Raw genomic sequence first — 21,353 nt, 5'->3', positions numbered from 1 at the left:
ATGACGACGACCGAACGGGCCCCTGCGGGGGCCGGCGCCCCGCCGGCCTCGTCGGCAGCCCCCACCCCGGCCGCCGACAGGGCGCCCGGCCTCGCCGCGACCAACGCGTCGCGGACCGCGTGGCTGCTCGTCGCCGTCGGGGTCCTGGTCCTGATGCTCTTCGTGAGCCTCGCGGTGGGCTCCAAGACGATCCCGCTGACCTCGGTGTGGTCCGCGCTGGTCGGTGCGCCCGGCGCTGACCCGAACGACGTGGTCATCCTGCGCGACCTGCGCCTTCCCCGCACGGCCCTCGGCCTGCTGGTCGGCGTCGCGCTCGGACTCTCGGGTGCGCTGATCCAGGCCCTGACGCGCAACCCGCTCGCCGACCCCGGCATCCTGGGCGTCAACGCGGGCGCGGGCTTCGCCGTGGTGCTCGGGGTCGCGACGTTCGGCGTCGTCAACATCCAGCAGTACATCTGGTTCGCGTTCCTCGGGGCGATCGTCACGACGGTCGTCGTGTACCTCATCGGCTCGCTCGGGCGCGGGGGCGCGACGCCCGTCCGGCTCACGCTCGCCGGGATCTCGATCGGCGCGGTGCTGGGCGGGATCTCGTCGGGGATCACGCTGCTCAACCCGCAGGTCTTCGACAAGATGCGCTACTGGGGAGCGGGCACGCTCAGCAACCGCTCGTGGGAGATGGTCGGGACGGTCACGCCGTTCATCCTCGTGGGGGTCGTGCTCGCGGTCGTCGCGGCGCGCCCGCTCAACGCGGTCGCGCTGGGCGACGACCTGGCCCGGTCCCTCGGCGCCCACATCAACCGGACCCGCACGATCGTCGTGATCGCCGTGACGCTCCTGTGCGGGGCCGCGACGGCCGCCGCGGGCCCCATCGGGTTCGTGGGGCTCATGGTCCCGCACGTCGCGCGCTGGATCGTGGGCCCGGACCAGCGGTGGATCCTGTCCTACACGCTCGTCCTGTCGCCCGTCCTGCTCCTGGTGTCCGACGTCGCAGCGCGCCTGGTCCTGCGGCCCGCCGAGCTGCAGGTCGGCATCGTCACGGCGTTCATCGGCGCCCCCGTCCTCATCTGGCTCGTGCGACGCAGGCAGGTGAGCGGGCTGTGACGGCTCCCGTGCAGACCCCGCTCCCCGGGGGGCCCGACGTCTCGGGCACCTCCCCGGCACCCGCGGGCGCCCCGTCGGCCGGTGCGCGCCTCGACTTCGGCCGGCCCACACGCGTCCTGCGCTCGCGACGCGGAGGGTTCTCCGCACGCCTCGACGTGCGAGCCGCCGTCGTGACCCTCGTGCTCGTGCTGCTCGCCGCGGCCGTGGGCGTCGTCGCGCTCGGCGTGGGCGACTACGCGGTGCCCGTGCCCGACGTCCTGCGCGCCCTGACGGGCGAGGCCTCCGACGTGGTCCGCATGGTCGTGGTCGAGTGGCGCCTGCCGCGCGTCCTGCTCGCGATCCTGCTGGGCGGGGCGCTGGGGATGAGCGGCGCGATCTTCCAGTCGCTGACCCGCAACCCCCTCGGCAGCCCCGACATCATCGGGTTCAACACGGGCGCCTACACCGGCGCGCTCGTCGTGATCCTGGTCCTGGGGGGCTCGTACGGCGCGGTCGCGGCCGGGGCCATGATCGGCGGGCTCGCGACCGCGGGCATCGTCTACCTGCTCGCGTACAAGAACGGCGTCCAGGGCTTCCGGCTCATCATCGTGGGCATCGCGATCAGCGCGATGCTCGCGTCGGTCAACACGTGGCTCATCCTCAAGGCCGAGCTCTCGCGTGCCATGGCCGCCGCGACCTGGGGAGCGGGCAGCCTCAACGGGCTGTCGTGGACCCAGGTCCTGCCGGTCGTGCTCATCCTCGCGGTCCTCGTGCCGCCGCTGTTCCTCCTGGGGCGACGCATGAACGTCCTCGAGATGGGCGACGACGCCGCGCAGGCCCTCGGGGTCCGCTCCGAGCGCACGCGGCTCTCGCTCGTCGTCGTGGGCGTCGCCCTGACCGCGCTCGTCACGGCCGCGGCCGGACCCATCGCGTTCATCTCGCTCGCGGCCCCCCAGCTCGCCCGCCGCCTCACGCGCGGCGCGACCGTCGGGCTCGCGTCCTCGGCCGCCATGGGGGCCGCGCTGCTCGCCGCGAGCGACCTGGTCGCACAGCGGGCGTTCGCGCCCACCCAGCTGCCCGTGGGCGTCGTGACCGTGAGCATCGGCGGCTGCTACCTCGTGTGGCTGCTCGCCCGGGAGGCGAGGCGGCAGTGAGCACCTGGACCCGACCCGCGACCCGCCGGCCCGCGACCCGCACGGCCCCGGCCACGCTGTCCGTGCCTGCCGCCGACGCACCCCCGACGCACCCCCGACCAGCCCCACCCCTCCCGAGGAGACGGCGATGACCGCCACGACGCACCCGGTGACCACGACCCCGGCCGAGGCCGACGCACCCGCGGCGAGCCCCGCCGTCGGGCAGGCCGCTCCTCCCCAGGCCACGCTCGTGGCCCCCGGCGAGCCCCGGCTGCGCGCCGAAGGCCTCAGCATCGGGTACCACGAGCGCATCGTGTCCCAGGGGCTCGACGTCGCGATCCCCGACCGGTCGTTCACCGTGATCGTGGGACCCAACGCGTGCGGCAAGTCGACCCTGCTGCGCGCGCTGTCGCGGCTGCTCACCCCGAGCGCCGGGCAGGTCGTGCTCGACGGCAAGACCATCACGTCCTACAAGGCCAAGGAGGTCGCGCGCCGGCTCGGGCTCCTGCCCCAGACGTCGATCGCGCCCGACGGCATCACGGTCGCGGACCTCGTCGCGCGCGGCCGCTACCCGCACCAGAAGCTCCTGCGGCAGTGGTCGCGCGACGACGAGGACGCCGTGGTGCGGGCGCTCGCGGCCACGCAGGTCACGCCGCTGTCGGCGCGGCCCGTCGACGAGCTGTCGGGCGGGCAGCGCCAGCGCGTGTGGGTGTCCATGGTGCTCGCGCAGGAGACCGAGCTGCTGCTGCTCGACGAGCCCACGACGTTCCTCGACATCGCGCACCAGATCGAGCTCCTCGAGCTGTTCGGCGACCTCAACCGCGAGGGGCGCACGCTCGTCGCGGTGCTGCACGACCTCAACCACGCGTGCCGTTACGCGACGCACCTGGTCGCGATGAAGGACGGGGCCGTGGTGGCGCAGGGGGCGCCCGGGGAGATCGTCACGGCCGAGCTGGTCGAGGAGGTGTTCGGGCTGCGGTGCACGATCATCGACGACCCGGTCACGGGCACGCCGCTGGTGATCCCGCTGGGTCGCCGGGGGTGACGGGCTCGCCCGCCGGGGGTGACCGGTGCGCGTCACCGGCGGCGTCCGCTCGGGTCCCCCTCGGCGGGCCCCGTGTCGCGCCCTCCCGCACGTTGGATACCCTCTAGTGGTGATCGATCTTCGACTTCTGCGCGACAACCCCGACGTCGTCCGCGCCAGCCAGGTGGCTCGCGGCGACGACCCCGCCCTCGTGGACCAGGCGCTCGACGCCGACTCCCGCCGTCGCAGCGCGCTGACGGACTTCGAGCAGATGCGTGCCGAGCAGAAGTCCCTGGGCAAGAAGGTCGCCCAGGCGCAGGGCGAGGAGAAGTCCGCCCTGCTCGCGCACACCAAGCAGCTCGCCGAGGGCGTCAAGGCCCGGCAGAAGGACGCCGACGACGCCGAGGCGCAGCTCAAGGACGTCCTCTACAAGATCTCGAACGTGATCGAGGGTGCCCCTCCGGGCGGCGAGGACGACTACGTCGTGCTCCGCGAGGAGGGCACCGTCCGCGACTTCGCGGCCGAGGGCTTCACGCCCCGCGACCACCTCGAGCTGGGCGAGGGCCTGCGCGCGATCGACACCGAGCGCGGCGCCAAGGTGTCGGGGGCGCGGTTCTACTACCTCACGGGCATCGGGGCGCGCCTCGAGCTCGCGCTGCTCAACGCCGCGATGGACCAGGCGATCCAGGAGGGCTTCACGCCCGTCATCACGCCCACGCTCGTGCGCCCCGAGATCATGCAGGGCACGGGCTTCCTGGGCGCCCACGCGGACGAGATCTACCGCCTCGAGGCCGACGACCTGTACCTGGTCGGCACGAGCGAGGTCGCGCTCGCGGGCTACCACTCGGGCGAGATCCTCGACCTGTCGGAGGGCCCCAAGCGCTACGCGGGCTGGAGCGCGTGCTACCGCCGCGAGGCCGGCTCGTACGGCAAGGACACGCGCGGCATCATCCGCGTGCACCAGTTCCACAAGGTCGAGATGTTCAGCTACATCGACCCGGCCGACGCCGAGGCCGAGCACCAGCGCCTCCTGGGCTGGGAGGAGGCCATGCTGCGCAAGTGCGAGCTGCCGTACCGCGTGATCGACACGGCCGCGGGCGACCTGGGGTCGAGCGCGGCCCGCAAGTTCGACTGCGAGGCCTGGCTGCCCACGCAGGAGCGCTACCTCGAGCTCACCTCGACCTCGAACTGCACCACGTTCCAGGCCCGCCGCCTGGGCGTGCGCGAGCGCGTCGAGGTCGACGGCAAGGCGGAGACCCGCACGGTCGCCACGCTCAACGGCACCCTGGGCACGACGCGCTGGATCGTCGCGATCCTCGAGAACCACCAGCAGCCCGACGGCTCGGTCCGTGTCCCGGAGGGCCTGCGTCCTTACCTGGGCGGGCTCGAGGTCCTCGAGCCGGTCGCGCCGTCGGCCGGATCGCCGAAGGGCTCGTCGAAGGTCACGAAGTGACGGGTCCTTCGCCGGACGTCAGGACCACCACCCGGCCCGACGACGCCGCACCCTCAGGTGCGTCGCCGTCCCCGGGCGAGGTGGCGCCGTCGGGCACGGATCCTGCTGCCGGGGAGACCGCTGCCGCGTCTCCCGCGCACCCGGCCCGCCCGGGGGAGGGCCCGCTGCTCGTCGCGCTCGACATCGACGGGACGATCCTGAGCCACGACGACGTCCTGAGCGACGGCGTCGTCGAGGCCGTCGCGGCCGTGCGCGCGGCGGGGCACCACGTGATGCTGTCGTCGGGCCGCTCGCTCATCGCGGTGCTGCCCATCGCCGAGCGCCTCGGCCTCGCCGAGGGGTACATGGTGTGCTCGAACGGTGCCGTGACGGCTCGTTTCGACGACGCCTCGCCCACGGGCTACGTGGTCGACGAGATGATCACGTTCAACCCGGAGAACGCGCTGCGGCTGCTGCGCGACCAGCTCCCCGACGCACTCTTCGCGGTCGAGGACGTGGGCGTCGGCTTCCGCATGAACGACCTCTTCCCGCACGGCGAGCTCGACGGCGTGCACGACGTGGTCGACTTCGAGGAGCTGTGGTCGGGCGAGGTCACGCGTGTCGTGGTGCGCAGTCCCGGGTCCACGAGCGAGGCCTTCAGCGAGCTCGCACGCTCGCTCGGGCTGAGCGACGTGACGTACGCGGTCGGCTGGACGGCGTGGATGGACATCGCGCCGCTGGGCGTGACCAAGGCGAGCGCGCTCGAGCGCGTGCGCGGCCTGCTGGGCGTGGCGCCGGGGGCGACCGTGGCCGTGGGCGACGGCAGCAACGACATCGACATGCTGCGCTGGGCCGGTCGCGGGGTGGCCATGGGCCACGCCGAGCCCGAGGTCAAGGACGCGGCCGACGAGGTCACGGGCAGCATCGACGAGGCCGGCGCGGTCGCCGTGCTGCGGAGTCTGGTCTGAAGGCTCGCGGGCTGTTCGCGAGGCTCGGGTACGAGGACTCGGCGACGTTCTACAAGAGGCCCGTCACCGGTCGCGCGGCGAGGTAGAACGCGTTGCGCGAGGTAGAACGCGCTGCGTACTACCTCGCGCAGGACGTTCTACCTCGCGGCGTGGGCCTCGCAGGACCGGCTCGCCGCGACGTTGCGGTCATGGGGCGAGCATAGCGACGCCTCGACGGGTGGTGCGCGACGCCGTCGGGCATGCGTTTCTCACCTGGTGCGAACCGCCCTTGCCCGCGTCGACGCCGCGGCGCACGCTGGGTGGACCGGCGGCACCGACGCCGCCCGGACGCTCTCGCGCGGCGCAGCGCGACGACATGCACGGAGGTGCGGCATGGCTCCCAAGGTGATCCTCCTGACCGGTGACGGCGGCGAGACCCTCGAGGTCTTCTACCCCTACCAGCGGCTGCTGGAGGCGGGCTACGAGGTCGACGTCGCGGCGCCCTCGAAGCGCAAGGTCCAGCTCGTCGTGCACGACTTCGTCGACGGGTTCGACACGTACACCGAGAAGCTCGGCCACACGCTCGCGGCCGACGTCGCGTTCGCCGACGTCGACCCCTCGGACTACGTGGCGCTCGTGGTGCCGGGCGGCCGTGCGCCGGAGTACATCAGGAACGACCCCGACGCGCAGCGGATCGTCCAGCACTTCTTCGCCGCGGGTGCGCCGGTCGCGGCGATCTGTCACGGACCCATGCTGCTCGCGGCGGCGGGCGTGCTCGAGGGGAGGACGTCGTCGGCCTACCCGGAGCTGCGGCTCGACGTCGAGGCGGGCGGAGGGATCTTCGAGGACGGGGCGGGCGTCGTCGACGGCAACCTCGTCACGGGGCGAGCCTGGCCCGACCACCCGGCGTGGATGCGCGAGTTCATGAAGCTGCTCGAGGCGTCGGCGCCCGTGGCGTGAGGCGATCTCCCTCGGCCCCGGGTAGAGGGGGACCGTCGAGGGAGAGGGTCCGAACCCTCTCCCTCGACGCGGGCCCTCTACCTCGCGAGCGAACGACCGAGCGTCAGTCGCGCGCCGTCAGGACGAGCGGCCCGTCCTCGGTGATCGCGACCGTGTGCTCCGAGTGCGCGCCGCGCGAGCCGTCGGCGCTGCGCAGCGTCCAGCCGTCGGGGTCGGTGAAGATCTCGTCGGTCGTCTCGAGGAACCACGGCTCGATCGCGATCACGAGGCCCGGCTTGAGCGGGAAGCCGCGGCCCTTGCGGCCGTCGTTGGGCACGTGGGGGTCGCCGTGCATGGTGCGGCCCACGCCGTGCCCGCCGAAGTCGGTGTTGATGCGGTAGCCGGCCCCGTGCCCGACGGCCGCGATCGCCGCCGAGATGTCACCGATCTTGTTGCCCGGCTGCGCGGCCGCGATGCCCGCGGCGAGCGCGTCCTGCGTCGCCTCGATGAGCTTCTGGTCCGCGGCGCCGCGGTCGCCCCCGCGCGGGTTCCCGACGACGAACGACACCGCGCTGTCGGAGACCCAGCCGTCGACCGAGGCCGCGAAGTCGAGGCTCAGCAGGTCGCCGTCCTGGAGGCGGTAGTCGAACGGCAGGCCGTGCAGGACGGCGTCGTTGACCGAGGTGCAGATGACCTTGCCGAAAGGGCTCGCCCCGAACGAGGGGTGGTAGTCGATGTAGCAGGACTCGGCGCCCCGCTCCTTGATCATCCGGTGGGCCAGGGCGTCGAGCTCGAGCAGGTTGACGCCGACCTTCGCGGCGGCGCTGACCTGCGTGAGGACGTCCGCGACGAAGCGGCCGGCCGGGCGCATCTGCTCGATCTCGCGGGGGGTCCTCAGCTCGATCATGGTGTTCCTCTCGGTGCGTGCTCGGGTGTGCCGGGGCCGATGCGGGGTTCCACGGGGCTCTCCGACCTGCTCCCAGGGTGTCACGGGAGGGCAGGCGGGGCGCAACTCCCAGGGCGCCGCGGCCCGCCGTGGCGCGGTGGTCGTGGGGTGGGGTGCGCCTCGGTCCGGTGGCGACGCAGGACGCGCGCCCGGTGCGCGCATGCCGGGCGCGAATCGCTTCTGACCGCCGTGAGGGGGAGAATCGCTCCTCGTGGCAGGAATCGACGAGGTAGCGCAGGCGGCCGGGGTCTCGACGGCGACGGTCTCGCGAGCCCTGCGCGGACTCCCGAACGTCTCGGCGGCGACGCGCGCACGGGTCCGGGCCGTGGCCGAGGAGCTGGGGTACGTCCCGTCGCCGTCTGCGGCCTCGCTCGCGACGGGTAGGACCCGCACGATCGGCGTGATCACCCCGTGGGTCAGCCGCTGGTTCTTCGCCAACGTGATCGAGGGCGCCGAGCGGGCGCTGCGCTCGGTGGGCTACGACGTGCTGCTCTACACGTTCGAGGTGGGGGAGGACCGGCCGCGGCGCAAGGTCGACCCCACGGTGCTGCGGCGGCGCGTCGACGGGACCCTGGTGGTGGGGCTCCCGCTCGACGACGACGAGGTCCGCTCGCTCGTCGAGCTGGGCACCCCGCTCGCGTTCGTGGGCTCGGGCCCCGCGGACCAGGTCACGGTCCGGCTCGACGACGTCCGCACTGGCTCCCTCGCGACGTGGCACCTGATCGACCTGGGCCACCGCGTGATCGGGCACGTCACGGGCATGCCTGACCTGGTCTCGTCGTGGTCGCCGCCCGTCGAGCGCTCGACGGGCTACGAGCGCGCGCTGGTCGCCGCGGGCCTGGAGGTCTCGGCCGGGCTCGTGGCCAACGGGGGGTTCGACGTCGAGGGCGGCCGGTCGTCGACCAGGGAGCTGCTGCGCCGCAGGCCCGACGTCACGGCGATCTTCGCGGCCTCGGACGAGATGGCGATGGGAGCGATCCTCGCGGCCCGTGACCTGGGGCTGGACGTGCCCGGGGACCTGTCGGTCATCGGGGTCGACGGGCACGACCTGGGCGAGCTGGTCGGGCTCACGACGATCGGGCAGGACGCCTATCAGCAGGGCGCGGACGCCTCGATGCTGCTCATGGAGATGATCAACGGCGCGCCCGTCCCCGAGAGCCTGACGTACCCGACGCGCCTCGTCCGGCGGACCTCGACCGCACGTCCTCGTTGACCCCGTTTCCGCGGCGTTCCGGGGCTTTCGCAGGTCACAGATGTGGGAGCGTGACCACATTGGGCGGTTGCGAGGCGTCATGAGTAACGGAATCGTTACTGAAGTGACCCCTGCTTGTGCTTGCGCAACCGAGATGTAAACGCTTGCATGAGCAGTGGGGCAGTCGCGTCGTGGCCGACGTGACTGCGACACCTGCGGGCCGACCGCGATGTCAGCACCACAACGTTGTGGAGGAAAAGTCATGGCAAGAAGCACCCTGTCCATCAAGCGCCGCGCGCTCGCGGCCGTCGCTGGCGGCGCGAGCCTCGCCATCGTGCTCACCGCGTGCAGCGGCAGCGGCGACGGAGGCGACGCCGGAGACACCGAGGCCGCGACCGCGGACTGTTCCGCCTACGAGGAGTACGGCGACCTCTCGGGCAAGACGGTCTCGGTCTACACGACGATCGTCGACACCGAGGCCGAGCAGCAGCAGGAGTCCTACAAGCCGTTCGAGGACTGCACGGGCGCCACCATCAAGTACGAGGGCTCCAAGGAGTTCGAGGCGCAGCTGCCCATCCGCATCCAGTCCGGCAGCGCGCCGGACATCGCCTACATCCCCCAGCCGGGCTTCCTCAAGAGCCTCGTCCAGGACTACCCGGACGCGATCCTCCCCGTCGGGGACGCCGCGTCGGCCAACGTCGACGAGTTCTACACCGAGTCGTGGCGCGACTACGGGACGGTCGACGGGACGCTCTACGCGACCCCGCTCGGCGCCAACGTGAAGTCCTTCGTCTGGTACTCCCCGGCCATGTTCGAGGACGCCGGCTACGAGATCCCCACCACCTGGGACGAGCTCATCGCGCTCTCCGACCAGATCGTCGAGGACAACCCGGACGGCGAGATCAAGCCCTGGTGCGCCGGCATCGGCTCGGGCGAGGCCACGGGCTGGCCCGCGACCGACTGGATGGAGGACGTCGTCCTCCGTACGGCCGGACCCGAGGTCTACGACCAGTGGGTCAACCACGAGATCCCGTTCAACGACCCGCAGATCGCCGAGGCCCTCGCCACGGTCGGCACGGTGCTCAAGAACGACGACTACGTCAACGGCGGCATCGGCGACGTCTCGTCGATCGCGACGACCGAGTTCACCGAGGGCGGCCTGCCCATCCTCGACGGCCTCTGCTACATGCACCGCCAGGCGTCGTTCTACCAGGCCAACTGGCCCGAGGGCACCACGGTGGCCGAGGACGGCGACGTCTTCGCGTTCTACTTCCCGGGCAACGACACCGAGGCCAAGCCGGTCCTGGGCGGCGGCGAGTTCGTCGTCTCGTTCGCTGACCGTCCCGAGGTCCAGGCCTTCCAGGCGTTCCTCACGAGCCCCGAGTGGTCGAACGCCAAGGCGACCGCGACCCCGCAGGGCTGGATCAGCGCCAACAAGGAGCTCGACAAGAGCCTCCTGCAGTCCCCGATCGACCAGCTCTCGTACGGTCTGCTGACCGACGACAGCTACGTGTTCCGCTTCGACGGCTCGGACATGATGCCCGCCGCCGTGGGAGCAGGGTCGTTCTGGACCGAGATGACCGAGTGGATCGCGAGCGACAAGTCGGACACCGCGGTGCTCGACGCGATCGAGGCTTCGTGGCCGACGTCCTGACCGTCCGCTGACGCCTGACCTACGATCCACAGATGGGGGCCCGCCACCATGGCGGGCCCCCATCGCACGAAGGAGTGCTCCATGGACTGGCTACTGACGCCTGACGGTCCGGCAGGGAAGTTCGCGGTCATGCTGTTCGCGATCCTCCTGTTCGTCGTCGTGATGGGCGTGATCCTCTTCCTCGCGGACCTACCCAAGCGGGTCCCCAACTGGGTGATCGCCGCGGTCTTCGCCGGCCCGGCGCTCCTGCTCATCGGGTTCGGGCTGCTCTACCCGGGCATCAAGACGGTCCGTGACTCGTTCTTCAACCGCACCAGCACGGAGTTCGTCGGGCTCGACAACTACATCACCGCGCTGACCCGCGACGAGTTCCAGGTGGTCCTGCGCAACACCGCGATCTGGGTCATCGTGGTCCCGCTCGTCTCGACGCTGCTGGGCCTGATCTACGCGGTCGTGATCGACCGGTCGCGCTTCGAGAAGTTCGCCAAGACCCTGATCTTCCTCCCCATGGCCATCTCGATGGTCGGCGCGGGCATCATCTGGAAGTTCATGTACGAGTACAAGGCGGACATCGGGAACATCCAGCAGATCGGTCTCCTGAACCAGATCCTCGTCTGGGTGGGGCTCGAACCCCAGAAGTTCCTGCTCGACGCCCCCTGGAACACGTTCTTCCTCATCATGGTCATGATCTGGATCCAGGCCGGGTTCGCCATGACGATCCTCGCCGCGGCCATCCGCGCCATCCCCGACGACATCGTCGAGGCCGCCCGCCTCGACGGGGTCTCGGGCATGCGCATGTTCCGCTACATCACCGTCCCGAGCATCCGCCCTGCGCTCATCGTGGTCCTCACGACGATCGCGATAGGCACCCTCAAGGTCTTCGACATCGTCCGGACCATGACGGGCGGGCGGTTCGACACCTCGGTCGTCGCGAACGAGTTCTACACGCAGGCCCTGCGACAGGGCGAGAAGGGCCTCGGCGCCGCGCTCGCCGTGATCCTGTTCATCCTCGTCATCCCGATCATCATCTACAACGTGCGCCAGCTGCGGGCGTCGGAGGAGATCCGATGAGCATCCCGATCCCCGACACCACGATCGTCGACGAGACCCCCGAGCAGGGCAAGGGCGTCGGCAAGCTCGACAGCCTCGACCGTCGGGCGGGCGCCGTCCGCCGTCGCGCGAGCTCCAAGAGCGCGTCGGCCATCGCGATCGTCCTCGCGGTCCTGTGGACCATCCCGACGTTCGGGCTGCTCGTCACGTCGTTCCGCCCCGCCGCGGACATCCGTCGCACCGGCTGGTGGACCGCGTTCAGCAACCCCGAGTTCACGCTCGAGAACTACCAGGACGCGCTCTTCGGCAGCTCGACCAACTTCGCGAGCTACTTCGTGAACTCGGTCGTCATCACCCTGCCGGCCGTCATCATCCCCATCACCCTGGCGCTCCTCGCGGCGTACGCGTTCGCGTGGATCGACTTCCGGGGCCGCAACCTGCTGTTCGTCGCGGTCTTCGCGCTCCAGATCATCCCCATCCAGGTCACGCTCGTGCCCCTGCTCTCGCAGTACGTGAGCTGGGGCATCGACGGCTCGTTCTGGCCCGTCTGGCTCTCGCACACGATCTTCGCGCTGCCGCTCGCGATCTTCCTGTTCCACAACTTCATGAAGGACATCCCGCGTGAGCTCGTCGAGGCCGCGCGCGTCGACGGCGCAGGGCACGTGCGGATCTTCTTCACGGTCCTCATGCCGCTCCTGGTCCCGGCCATCGCGGCGTTCGGGATCTTCCAGTTCCTGTGGGTGTGGAACGACCTGCTCGTCGCGCTGACCTTCGGCTCGGCGCTCGACGTCGCGCCCCTCACGGTCCGCATCGCCGAGCTCTCCGGGTCACGAGGCGCCAACTGGCACCTGCTGCCGGCCGGAGCGTTCATCTCGATGGTCGTCCCGGTCATCGTCTTCCTGGCGCTCCAGCGGTACTTCGTCCGAGGTCTCCTGGCGGGTTCCGTCAAGGGGTGAGTCTCGGTGCTCCGCCGTCGGGCGGGGTTGTTCGCACGGCCTGCCATCCGGCAGGCCCGGCCACGGCCGCGCGAACGACCCCGCCCGACGTCTCTGCGCGCATTACCCCCTTGCGCGGTGGTGGGCTCGCAGAGGACTCGTGACCGGTGCTTGCGGGGGGTGGCCCTGCTGCCCGACGGCGTCGCGCGCCACACGTCGCCAGGTGCTCCTGGTCTCGGGGTCGGCAGGGCCCGACGTAGGGTCGTCGGGTGCTCTCTGGCCCCAGCCGTGCGCTGGCTTCCGCCGCAGGGCGGGTCCCTCCGCCCGCCCTCTTCGTCGTCTCCGGGCTGACCCAGTACCTCGGCGCCGCGATCGCGGTGGGGCTGTTCGCGGTCGTCGGTGCGCCCGAGGTCGCCTGGCTGCGCATCGTCGTCGCGGCTCTGCTGCTCCTCGCGTGGCGCCGCCCGTGGCGGCAGCGCTGGACCTGGCGCACCCTCGCGTGGGCCGCGGTGTTCGGCGTGGCCCTGGCTGCCATGAACGTGACGTTCTACGTCGGGATCGACCATCTTCCTCTCGGGTCGGCGGTCGCGATCGAGTTCATCGGTCCCGTGGCGGTCGCGGCGATCACCGGGCGGGGTTGGCGCGAGCGCGGCGGCATCGCGGTCGCGGCGGTGGGCGTCGTGCTCCTCGCGGGCGTCACGCTCACGTCCGACCTGCCGCGCGAGGACGTCGTGATCGGGCTCGTCGCGATCGGTCTCGCGGCGGCGTGCTGGGCCGCGTACATCCTGCTGGGCCGCCGCGTGGCCCTGGCCGGGTCAGGGGTCACGTCGCTCTCGGTCGCGATGGCCGCGGGCGCCCTGGTCTTCGCGCCGTTCCTGGCGCCGTCGTCCGGGGCCGTGCTCGAGGACTGGCAGCTGCTCCTCGCGGTCGTGGGGATCGCGGTGTGCTCGTCGGTCGTCCCGTACGTGCTCGAGCAGCTCATCCTGCGCAGGGTCAGCGCCGCGACGTTCTCCGTGCTCCTCGCGATGCTGCCCGCGACCGCGGTGGTGATCGGCGCCGTCGTGCTCCAGCAGTTCCCGTCGTGGCTCGAGCTCGTCGGCCTGCTCCTGGTCTCGGGGGCCATCGCGATGACCGCTCAGCGCACGGACCCGCCGCCCGCGTAGAGCGCACGGGGGCGAGCTGCACGGGCGGGAGCCGAGGTGCAGCAGGTCTCAGAGGTACTGGCCCGGTGAGGGCCGGCCGTCGTCGCCCTCGCGTGGGGCGCCCGGCCGCGCGTGCTGCCCGGGGTGACCGGGCATGCCCGGGACCGGGAGCGTGCCCGGCGGCAGCGCGCGGCGGATCTGCGAGAGCTGGGCCTGCGCCGCCATCTGCTGGGCCACGAGGGCCGTCTGGATGCCGTGGAACAGCCCTTCGAGCCAGCCCACGAGCTGGGCCTGCGCCACGCGCAGCTCGGCGTCGGACGGCACTGCGTCGTCGGTGAACGGCAACGAGATGCGGTGAAGCTCGGCGACCAGGTCGGGCGAGAGCCCCTCCTCGAGCTCCTTGAGCGACCTCTCGTGGATCTCCGCGAGGCGGCTGCGCGCGGCCTCGTCGAGGGGCGCGTCGCGGACCTCCTCGAGCAGGCGCTTGATCATGCCGCCGATCCGCATGACCTTGGCGGGCTCCTCGATGACCGCGCTCGGGTTGCGGTCCTCGTCGGTCGAGTCGTCGCTCGCGACGACCGAGACCCCCGTCCCGTCGGGCCCGACGATCGTGACGCGCTGAGCCTCGCCCTCGTCCGCAGGGGCGTCCTCAGGGCCCCCCTGCGTGCTCTCGGGAGGGGTCTGCTGCCCGCTCTCGGTCGGGTCGGGGCTCTGGTCGGTGCGCGGCTCGTCGCTCATCGCCCCAGTCTGACCCGAACAGGCGCTCCGCGCGACGGTCGGGGCGCACCTGCGTCAGGGGAGCAGCAGGACCTTGCCGAACACCTCGCCCGACTCCAGGAGCCGGTGCGCGTCCGCGGCACGCTCCAGGGGAAGCCGCGCGTGGACGACGGGCCGGACGCGCCCGTCGGCGACCAGGGGCCAGACGTGCTCGAGCACGTCGCGGACGAGCCTTGCCTTCTCCTCGGCGGGCCGCGCGCGCAGGGTCGTGCCGCTCACCTGGGCGCGCTTGGCGAGCAGCATCCCCAGGTCGAGCTCACCACGGCGCCCCTTCTGCATCCCGATCACGACGAGCCGTCCGCCCGTCGCGAGCACCCGGAGGTTGTCGGGGAGATAGGCGGCCCCGACGACGTCGAGCACCACGTCCGCGCCCGCGCCGCCCGAGGCGTCGCGCACCGCGGCGACGAAGTCCTGGGTCCGGTGGTCGACGGCGGTCTCCGCGCCGAGCGTGAGGCAGCGCGCCGTGCGCTCGGGGCCACCCGCGGTCGTGATCACCCGGGCACCGAGCGCGGCCCCGATCTGCGTCGCGACCGAGCCGACTCCTCCCGAGCCGCCGTGCACGAGCAGGACCTCGCCCCGGGCGAGGCGCCCGACGTCGACCAGGTTGCTCCACGCCGTGCACACGGCCTCGGGCAGGGCGGCCCCGTCGACGAGGGTGACGCCGTCGGGCAGGGGAAGGACCTGAGAGGCCCGGACGCGAACCTTCTCCGCGTAGCCCCCGCCGTCGAGCAGGGCGACGACCTCGTCGCCCACGTCCCACCCTGTGAGACGCGGGCCAATCGCCGAAATCACCCCAGACACCTCGAGACCCGGCCATACCGGGGCGCCGGGTGGTGGAGGGTAGTGGCCGGCGCGTTGTAGCAGGTCAGCAGGGTTCACGCCACTCGAGACGACGTCGATCACCACCTCTCCGGGACCCGGTTCGGGGTCGGGGAGTGTGGACATGGTGAGTTTCTCTGGCCCGCCCGGGGCCGCTATCGTGACGGCTCGCACACAAAAGACACTACGTCCTCGTCGACGAGGACTCGTGTCCGTCAGCGGAGAGCCGCGGCTCGACGTACCGCCTTGCCCCGGATGACCGGATTAGGTCTGCGGGGCAAGTGCACCGATAGTTAGTACGCACGTCTGGCGCGTGGGGGACGGTCGGAGGCGACCGGGACCCACGAACTTCCGCTGGTTACAGGGTTTGGAGAGAGGTTCGTATGCTCCGCAGGTTGAGCGTTCGCGGGAAGATCCTTGCGGCACTCGCGCTGCCTGTCCTCGTCCTGTTCCTGGCCGCGACGATCTTCTCGGTCCAGGCGATCAACGAGGCGCGGGTCGCCCAGCAGGCGCAGGCACTGGTCAAGGCGTTCGCGACCCAGGACGTCGCCGGGAGGGCCGTGGCCGCCGAGCGCGCCGCCGAGATCCAGCGAGTGCACAGGGTCGAGGACGCTGACGCCCTGGTCGAGGAGGCTCGCCTCGCATCGGACAAGGCCCTCGACCGACGCGACGCCGTGTATGCCGGCCTCAACATGTCGATGCTCGACCAGCGCGTGCGCGACGCGGTCGACGCGACGGTCAAGGACCGTGCCGAGCTCACGGACATCCGCAAGCAGATCGACACGAACTCGATCCAGGAGCTCGGCTTCACCTCGAAGTACAACACCCTGATCGACGACGCGCTCGACGTCCCGCGCGTCCTCGCGGACACGTCCGACGACCGCACCCTCGCGCAGTTCCTCGACGCGTACGTCGACGCCAACGTGCTCATGAGCCAGGTATCGCTCGAGCTCCCCGTGGTCCAGTTCCTCTTCGACGACATCCTGACGCTGAAGGCGAACCCCAGTGCGCCGATCAACATCGGCCCTGCCTCGCTCCGTGCCGCGCGTCTCGTCAGCGAGGGAGACACCAAGGCGGTGCAGGCGCGCAAGGCCGTCCGAGAGCTGCGGATCGACCAGGTCATCCCGTCACCCATCGGCACCTACGTCAGCCTGCGCTCGGGCCTCGCCGGGAACGCCGCGACGGGCGCCACCGCCCTTCAGGACTGGTCGGCGGCCTCGGCCAACGACCTCAAGAACATCACCCCGGTCCGTGACAAGGTCCTCGCGGAGACGGGCGAGATCGCGTCGGACAACGCGACGGCCGCCGTGACGCGAGCCGTCATCACGATCCTCGTGACCCTGCTCGCCTTCGGTGCCACGATCGCCGTGGCCGGTGCCATCGCACGTCAGATCGTGAACCCGCTGCGTCGCCTGACCGACGCAGCCCAGGACGTGCGTGACCAGCTGCCCCGCCTCGTCGAGCAGGTGTCGATCCCGGGGCAGGGACCCGGCATCAGCATCCAGCCGATCGAGATCGAGTCGACCGACGAGGTCGGCCAGCTCGCCAACGCGTTCAACGACGTGAACTCCACGACCATCCAGGTCGCCCGGGAGCAGGCTGCTCTCCGTGGCTCGATCGCCGAGATGTTCGTCAACGTCGCGCGCCGCGACCAGGTCCTCCTCAACCGTCAGCTCGCGTTCCTCGACGACCTCGAGCGGTCCGAGGAAGACGCCAACACGCTGTCGAACCTGTTCCGCCTCGACCACCTCGCGACGCGGATGCGACGTAACGCGGAGTCGCTCCTGGTCCTCGCGGGCATCGACTCGGGCCGACGCGTGCGCCAGCCCATGCCGGCCTCCGACGTCATCCGTACGGCGTCGTCCGAGATCGAGCTGTACGACCGTGTCCGCCTGAACCTGGTCGTCGACCCGCTCATGCTGGGGCACAACGCCCTCAACGCCGCGCACCTCATCGCGGAGCTCCTCGAGAACGCGACGATGTTCTCGGAGCCGCACACCCCGGTCGAGGTCAGCACGGGGCGCGACGAGCGCTTCGTCAAGATCATCATCCGCGACCACGGGCTCGGCATGACCCCCGAGGAGATCGGCGAGGCGAACCGCAAGGTCAACGCGCACGCCGCGTCGGACGTCGTCGGCTCGCAGCGTCTCGGCCTGTACGTCGTCGGGCGCATCTCCGACCGTCTCGGTGCGCGCGTGACGTTCGAGCGTGCCCCCGAGGGGGCGGGGACCCTCGTCACGGTCAGCTTCCCGAACGTCCTCTTCGTGCCCGACTCCAACGTGCCGCTGCCGATGCCGACGGACCCGCTGGACAACCGCACGCAGGTCGCGGCGGACCAGATCTCGGCGCCCGCGCCGCAGCCCGCCGCACCCGTGTACTCGGGGCCCGCCACGACCTCGACCCCGCAGATCGACCACGAGGCCCCGGTCGCCGTTGCCGTCGACCTCGCCGCACTGACCGACGGCGCCACGTCCACGGGCATGCCCCGTCGTCGTTCGCGCGGCATGGACCCTGCAGGCTCGGCGCCCAGCGCGTCGTTCGTCCCCGGTCCGCAGACCGGCTCGATCGTCCTGCCGCCGCTGGCGACCCCGTCGCTGCCCCTGGACCTGCCCGCGGCTCCCGACGCGTGGTCCCCGCCGGAGGGTGTCGCGGCCACGGGCAACTCGCTGCCGAGCCGCGCTCGCGCCACGAGCCCCGCGGAGACGACCGGCGTCATGCCGCACGTCCAGCCGGTGTCGGCCGAGATCCCCGTCCTGGACGTGAGCACGCGGTCCGCGATGTTCACGAGCTTCCGTGCCCTGGGCACGACCGATCCGAGCACCGCCGAGCAGCAGGCCGTCGAGCTCGACGCGGCCCCGGACGTCTCGGCGACCGACATCTCCGTCCCGGACTTCGTGCCCGACGACGGCACGTGGGCCCCGCAGTTCGCGATCGAGCCGCTCGGTGCGTCCGAGGGCGAGGCGCCGGTCGCCCAGGTGCCCGTCGCGCCTGTCGCCGAGCAGCTGGTCACCGAGGTGCCCTTCGTGCCGGTCGCGGAGGTTCCCGTCGTCGAGGCGCCCGTCGTCCTGCCGGTCCGCGGCGAGGAGCCGGCAGTCCCGGTGATCGACCTTCCGCAGCGCCATGCCCCGGCCGCAGCCGAGGCGCCGGTCCAGCAGTTCGCTCCACCGGCCGTGGCGTACGAGGCCCCGGCCGCACCCCCCGCGGCGAGCTTCGAGCCCCCGGTCGTGCAGTCCCCTCCGCCCGTCGTGGCCCACGAGGCTCCGGCAGGGCAGGCTGCACCCGTCGCGTCCGCGCACCAGGAAGAGATCCCCGAGGAGCTCTCGTTCGAGGCGCTGCCGAAGTTCGAGGACCTCATGGCCGACCTGCCGACGCGCCGGTCGCTGCGTGAGAGCCAGGCGCGCAAGCGAGGGATCTTCAACCGTCGTCCCCGGACGGGGACGCTGCCCGTCATCCGTCCCTCGGCCGCCGCGCTCTCCTCGCAGCCCGCGGGAGCGGACCAGCAGGCGCCCGTCGCCTACCAGCAGCCCCAGGCCCCCGCCGTGCAGCAGGCCGCGCCTGCCGCCTACCAGCAGCCTCAGGCCGCACCGGTCGCCTACCAGCAGCCTCAGACTTCTTCGCAGCCTGTCGCCTTCGCGGCTCCGGCCGCGCCGACCTCGTTCGCGCCGCCACCTGCAGCGGCACAGCCGCAGGCACCTGCGCAGGCGGCGCCGGTGCCTCTGGTCCGGCGTCCGGCCCAGGAGCAGATCGAGCCTCTCGACCCGACCTACGTGTCGGACTCGGTCGAGGCACGGTCCGACTGGATCGCCTCGGCCGTGCTCTACGAGGAGATGTCGACGCTGCTGCGGAACGGGCCCGAGGTCCAGGGCAAGGCGTTCGCGGAGTCGGCCGGCACGTACAGCCCCCAGGCCCAGTCCGACGTCACGGCGTCCGGACTGACGCGGCGCGCGCGGACGGTGAACCGCGAGGACTACGTCGACCGGTTCACCGCGAAGATCGATCGCGATCCTGAGCAGCTGCGAGCCCGGCTCGCAGCCTTCCAGTCGGCGACGGCCCGGGGACGGGTCGAGGCCGACGACGAGACGGGGTCGACGGACCCGTCCTTGCACGGGAATGATGTCCCTGACTCAGCGCCGCAGTCGCGGTAACGAACAGCTCGCCGTCTGTGGCAACTGACAAGGAGGAAGTGTGAACGCGCTCAGCACCGAAGCAACCAATTTCGGGTGGTTGCTCGACAACTTCGTGCGGACCGTCCCGGGAAGTCGGCACACCCTGGTGGTGTCTGCGGACGGCCTGCTCATGGCGATGTCCGACCAGCTGGACCGCACGAGCGGTGACCAGCTCGCCGCGATCGTGTCCGGCATGTCCAGCCTGACCCGAGGGGCCGCACGTCAGCTCAACGGGGGCAACGTCCGTCAGTCGATCGTCGAGATGGACAACGGCTTCCTCTTCCTCATGAACGTGTCGAACGGATCCGTCCTCGGCGTCGTCGCCGAGTCCACGTGCGACATCGGACTGATCGGCTACGAGATGGCGCTTCTCGTCTCCCGGACCGAGGCGACCCTGACGCCTCAGTTGATCTCGGAGATGCGCGGTAGCCTGCCTGTTGACGGAGCAACACGAGCCCCGGTGGGATGAGGTTAGGTCGATGACGAACGCACCTTTTGGCAGCTTGGGAGCGCACAGCTCGGACTCGTACGAGGCCGCGACGGTCCGTCCGTACGCGGTGACCGGCGGACGTGTCCGTTCGGCGACCTCGGACCTCCCGCTCGAGGCCCTCGTCGAGGTGATGCCGGGTGCTGTGAACAGCTACGGCCTGCCTCCTGAGAAGCGCGCGATCCTCCAGCACGCCGCTCACAACTACGTGTCGATCGCCGAGCTCTCAGCGCTTCTGCGGATGCCCCTCGGCGTCACCCGCATCCTCGTCGCCGACCTCGCCGAGGACAACTACCTGACGGTTCACACGTCGACACCGCTGAACGTCCACACCGGCCACGGCGGCAGCAACTCGGGACTGTCCCTGAGCATCTTGGAGAGTGTTCTCAATGGCATTTCCACCCTCTGACGCTGCCTCGGGCGGTCAGCCGCAGCCTGGCGCCGGCCCGGCCGTCGCGAGCCCGTCATGGGCTCCGGTCGCGCCCGGGGGCGGTGCGCCCAGCGTGCAGGCTCCCGCTGCGCAGTCGGCGGCCCCGGTCCGCCAGAGCGTGCTGAGCCCGCAGGCGGCAGCGGCTCCGGCGCCCTCGCCGCAGAGCCCTGCCCCGGTCGCCGCGCAGCAGGCGCCGACGGTCCACCAGACGCCGCCAGTGCAGCAGGCGCCCGCCCCGGCGGCCCAGCAGCCGGTGGCCGCTCAGCCCGTCGCCGCTCCCGCCGCTCCCGCGGCAGCTCCTGCGGCCGCCCCTCAGGCGACGCGGACCGCGCCGACGGTCGTCAAGATCGTCGTCGCGGGCGGCTTCGCCGTGGGCAAGACGACGTTCATCGGCTCCATCTCGGACATCGAGCCGCTCAACACCGAGGCCGCGATGACGGAGCACTCGGTGGGGGTCGACGACGCGGGTGGCGTGAGCGACCGCAAGATGACGACCACGGTCGCGATGGACTTCGGTCGCATCGAGCTCCCGGGCTCGCTGTGGCTCTACCTGTTCGGCACGCCGGGCCAGGACCGCTTCCTCTTCATGTGGGACGACCTGGTGCGCGGCGCGATCGGTGCCGTGGTGCTCGTGGACACGGACCGCCTGGAGCAGTGCTTCCCGGCGATCGACTACTTCGAGTCGCGCGGCATCCCGTTCGTCGTCGGCGTCAACTGCTTCGACGGCGTCGCCAAGCACAAGCTCGAGGACGTCCGTGAGGCGCTGCAGATCCCCGCGCACGTGCCCATGCTCTACACCGACGCTCGTTCGCGTGCGGCGACCAAGCAGACGCTGATCTCGCTCGTCCAGCTCGCGATGCGCCAGCTGCGCTCGGGCGCAGCCTGACGCGTTCCTCGCGCGGGCCGGACAGCCCGACGATCGCAGTACGGCGGCGGGTTCCCTTCCCAGGGTGACCCGCCGTCGTCGTGCCGGGGCGAGGGCAGCGCGACCGTGCCCACCGGTGGTCGCGCCAGGGCCCGGTCGGTGCCGGTCAGCGCCGACAGGTGCCCGGACGTGCCAGAATGTGCGTCGGAGCATCCCAGGAGGGCTGACAGAGCGGCCTAATGTGACGGTCTTGAAAACCGTTGTTGCGCAAGCAACCGGGGGTTCGAATCCCTCGCCCTCCGCCACTGGCGAGAGGCCCCGGACCGCACGTGCGG

The 21,353-nt window shown here is 71.5% G+C and carries 18 protein-coding genes and 1 tRNA gene; 16 read left to right on the top strand and 3 right to left on the bottom strand.

What is annotated here, in order from left to right; genetic code table 11:
* From ACIPWA_RS14575 to ACIPWA_RS14550, 6 genes are all read left to right on the top strand, one after another.
* A complete protein-coding gene (locus tag ACIPWA_RS14575; protein ID WP_056652815.1) occupies positions 1 to 1,101 on the top strand; it encodes an iron chelate uptake ABC transporter family permease subunit in 1,101 nt (366 codons plus the stop codon).
* Between the two features lie 116 nt (positions 1,102 to 1,217).
* Complete coding sequence (locus tag ACIPWA_RS14570; RefSeq protein WP_056653525.1) at positions 1,218 to 2,234, top strand: FecCD family ABC transporter permease; 1,017 nt, start codon at positions 1,218 to 1,220, stop codon at positions 2,232 to 2,234.
* 127 nt (positions 2,235 to 2,361) lie between these two features.
* Entirely contained in the window at positions 2,362 to 3,258 is an 897-nt protein-coding gene (locus tag ACIPWA_RS14565; RefSeq protein ID WP_400291204.1) for an ABC transporter ATP-binding protein, read from the top strand.
* Positions 3,259 to 3,367: 109 nt separating this feature from the next.
* Positions 3,368 to 4,690 carry a serine--tRNA ligase gene (serS, locus tag ACIPWA_RS14560; protein WP_400291203.1) on the top strand — a complete coding sequence of 441 codons (1,323 nt, stop codon included), beginning with the start codon at positions 3,368 to 3,370 and terminating at the stop codon, positions 4,688 to 4,690.
* Between the two features lie 164 nt (positions 4,691 to 4,854).
* Positions 4,855 to 5,637 carry an HAD family hydrolase gene (locus ACIPWA_RS14555; RefSeq protein ID WP_068623638.1) on the top strand — a complete coding sequence of 261 codons (783 nt, stop codon included), beginning with the start codon at positions 4,855 to 4,857 and terminating at the stop codon, positions 5,635 to 5,637.
* Positions 5,638 to 6,009: 372 nt separating this feature from the next.
* Positions 6,010 to 6,576: a DJ-1/PfpI family protein gene (locus ACIPWA_RS14550; protein WP_056652812.1), complete on the top strand. Its 567-nt coding sequence runs from the start codon at positions 6,010 to 6,012 to the stop codon at positions 6,574 to 6,576.
* A gap of 103 nt (positions 6,577 to 6,679) precedes the next feature.
* Here the strand turns inward: ACIPWA_RS14550 and map are convergent, their stop codons facing one another.
* Positions 6,680 to 7,462 (bottom strand): type I methionyl aminopeptidase, encoded by a 783-nt coding sequence (gene map, locus ACIPWA_RS14545; protein WP_068623485.1) that lies wholly within the window; start codon positions 7,460 to 7,462, stop codon positions 6,680 to 6,682.
* Positions 7,463 to 7,712: 250 nt separating this feature from the next.
* Here map and ACIPWA_RS14540 point away from each other — a divergent pair, with 250 nt between their 5' ends.
* The 5 genes from ACIPWA_RS14540 (at position 7,713) to ACIPWA_RS14520 (ending at position 13,495) form a co-directional block, all read left to right on the top strand.
* Entirely contained in the window at positions 7,713 to 8,714 is a 1,002-nt protein-coding gene (locus ACIPWA_RS14540; RefSeq protein ID WP_056652806.1) for a LacI family DNA-binding transcriptional regulator, read from the top strand.
* 241 nt (positions 8,715 to 8,955) lie between these two features.
* Complete coding sequence (locus ACIPWA_RS14535; protein ID WP_056652802.1) at positions 8,956 to 10,347, top strand: ABC transporter substrate-binding protein; 1,392 nt, start codon at positions 8,956 to 8,958, stop codon at positions 10,345 to 10,347.
* An 81-nt stretch (positions 10,348 to 10,428) separates the two neighbouring features.
* Positions 10,429 to 11,418: a carbohydrate ABC transporter permease gene (locus ACIPWA_RS14530; protein ID WP_056652799.1), complete on the top strand. Its 990-nt coding sequence runs from the start codon at positions 10,429 to 10,431 to the stop codon at positions 11,416 to 11,418.
* Positions 11,415 to 12,353 carry a carbohydrate ABC transporter permease gene (locus ACIPWA_RS14525; protein WP_068623494.1) on the top strand — a complete coding sequence of 313 codons (939 nt, stop codon included), beginning with the start codon at positions 11,415 to 11,417 and terminating at the stop codon, positions 12,351 to 12,353. The genes ACIPWA_RS14530 and ACIPWA_RS14525 overlap by 4 nt, the downstream gene beginning before the upstream one ends.
* Before the next feature lie 248 nt (positions 12,354 to 12,601).
* Entirely contained in the window at positions 12,602 to 13,495 is an 894-nt protein-coding gene (locus ACIPWA_RS14520; protein WP_400291202.1) for an EamA family transporter, read from the top strand.
* Positions 13,496 to 13,543: 48 nt separating this feature from the next.
* On the opposite strand, the gene ACIPWA_RS14515 is transcribed toward ACIPWA_RS14520, so the two are convergent.
* Positions 13,544 to 14,212 carry a bacterial proteasome activator family protein gene (locus ACIPWA_RS14515; RefSeq protein ID WP_400291201.1) on the bottom strand — a complete coding sequence of 223 codons (669 nt, stop codon included), beginning with the start codon at positions 14,210 to 14,212 and terminating at the stop codon, positions 13,544 to 13,546.
* A gap of 54 nt (positions 14,213 to 14,266) precedes the next feature.
* Complete coding sequence (locus ACIPWA_RS14510; protein WP_400291200.1) at positions 14,267 to 15,244, bottom strand: NAD(P)H-quinone oxidoreductase; 978 nt, start codon at positions 15,242 to 15,244, stop codon at positions 14,267 to 14,269.
* Between the two features lie 221 nt (positions 15,245 to 15,465).
* On the opposite strand from ACIPWA_RS14510, the gene ACIPWA_RS14505 reads away from it, so the two are divergent.
* From ACIPWA_RS14505 to ACIPWA_RS14485, 5 genes are all read left to right on the top strand, one after another.
* Positions 15,466 to 19,215, top strand: a complete 3,750-nt coding sequence (locus tag ACIPWA_RS14505; protein ID WP_400291198.1) for an ATP-binding protein — start codon at positions 15,466 to 15,468, stop codon at positions 19,213 to 19,215.
* A gap of 40 nt (positions 19,216 to 19,255) precedes the next feature.
* Positions 19,256 to 19,705, top strand: coding sequence for a roadblock/LC7 domain-containing protein (locus ACIPWA_RS14500; RefSeq protein WP_030151141.1), 450 nt, complete (start codon positions 19,256 to 19,258; stop codon positions 19,703 to 19,705).
* Positions 19,706 to 19,715: 10 nt separating this feature from the next.
* Complete coding sequence (locus ACIPWA_RS14495) at positions 19,716 to 20,132, top strand: DUF742 domain-containing protein (RefSeq protein ID WP_056652781.1); 417 nt, start codon at positions 19,716 to 19,718, stop codon at positions 20,130 to 20,132.
* 367 nt (positions 20,133 to 20,499) lie between these two features.
* Positions 20,500 to 21,039, top strand: a complete 540-nt coding sequence (locus tag ACIPWA_RS14490; protein ID WP_157257694.1) for a GTP-binding protein — start codon at positions 20,500 to 20,502, stop codon at positions 21,037 to 21,039.
* A 196-nt stretch (positions 21,040 to 21,235) separates the two neighbouring features.
* A tRNA-Ser gene (locus ACIPWA_RS14485) sits at positions 21,236 to 21,323 on the top strand.
* Positions 21,324 to 21,353: the final 30 nt, after the last annotated feature.

Source organism: Oerskovia enterophila (assembly GCF_044748475.1).
GTDB lineage: Bacteria > Actinomycetota > Actinomycetes > Actinomycetales > Cellulomonadaceae > Oerskovia > Oerskovia enterophila.
This window is presented reverse-complemented; position numbering and strand designations above follow the sequence as displayed.

Bases quoted from the DNA above. Each gene is read 5' to 3' on its own strand.
- ACIPWA_RS14515 (WP_400291201.1), bottom strand. From the start codon at position 14,212: ATGAGCGACGAGCCGCGCACCGACCAGAGCCCCGACCCGACCGAGAGC.
- ACIPWA_RS14575 (WP_056652815.1), top strand. From the start codon at position 1: ATGACGACGACCGAACGGGCCCCTGCGGGGGCCGGCGCCCCGCCGGCC.
- ACIPWA_RS14525 (WP_068623494.1), top strand. From the start codon at position 11,415: ATGAGCATCCCGATCCCCGACACCACGATCGTCGACGAGACCCCCGAG.
- ACIPWA_RS14535 (WP_056652802.1), top strand. From the start codon at position 8,956: ATGGCAAGAAGCACCCTGTCCATCAAGCGCCGCGCGCTCGCGGCCGTC.
- ACIPWA_RS14530 (WP_056652799.1), top strand. From the start codon at position 10,429: ATGGACTGGCTACTGACGCCTGACGGTCCGGCAGGGAAGTTCGCGGTC.
- ACIPWA_RS14495 (WP_056652781.1), top strand. From the start codon at position 19,716: ATGACGAACGCACCTTTTGGCAGCTTGGGAGCGCACAGCTCGGACTCG.
- map (WP_068623485.1), bottom strand. From the start codon at position 7,462: ATGATCGAGCTGAGGACCCCCCGCGAGATCGAGCAGATGCGCCCGGCC.
- ACIPWA_RS14550 (WP_056652812.1), top strand. From the start codon at position 6,010: ATGGCTCCCAAGGTGATCCTCCTGACCGGTGACGGCGGCGAGACCCTC.
- ACIPWA_RS14565 (WP_400291204.1), top strand. From the start codon at position 2,362: ATGACCGCCACGACGCACCCGGTGACCACGACCCCGGCCGAGGCCGAC.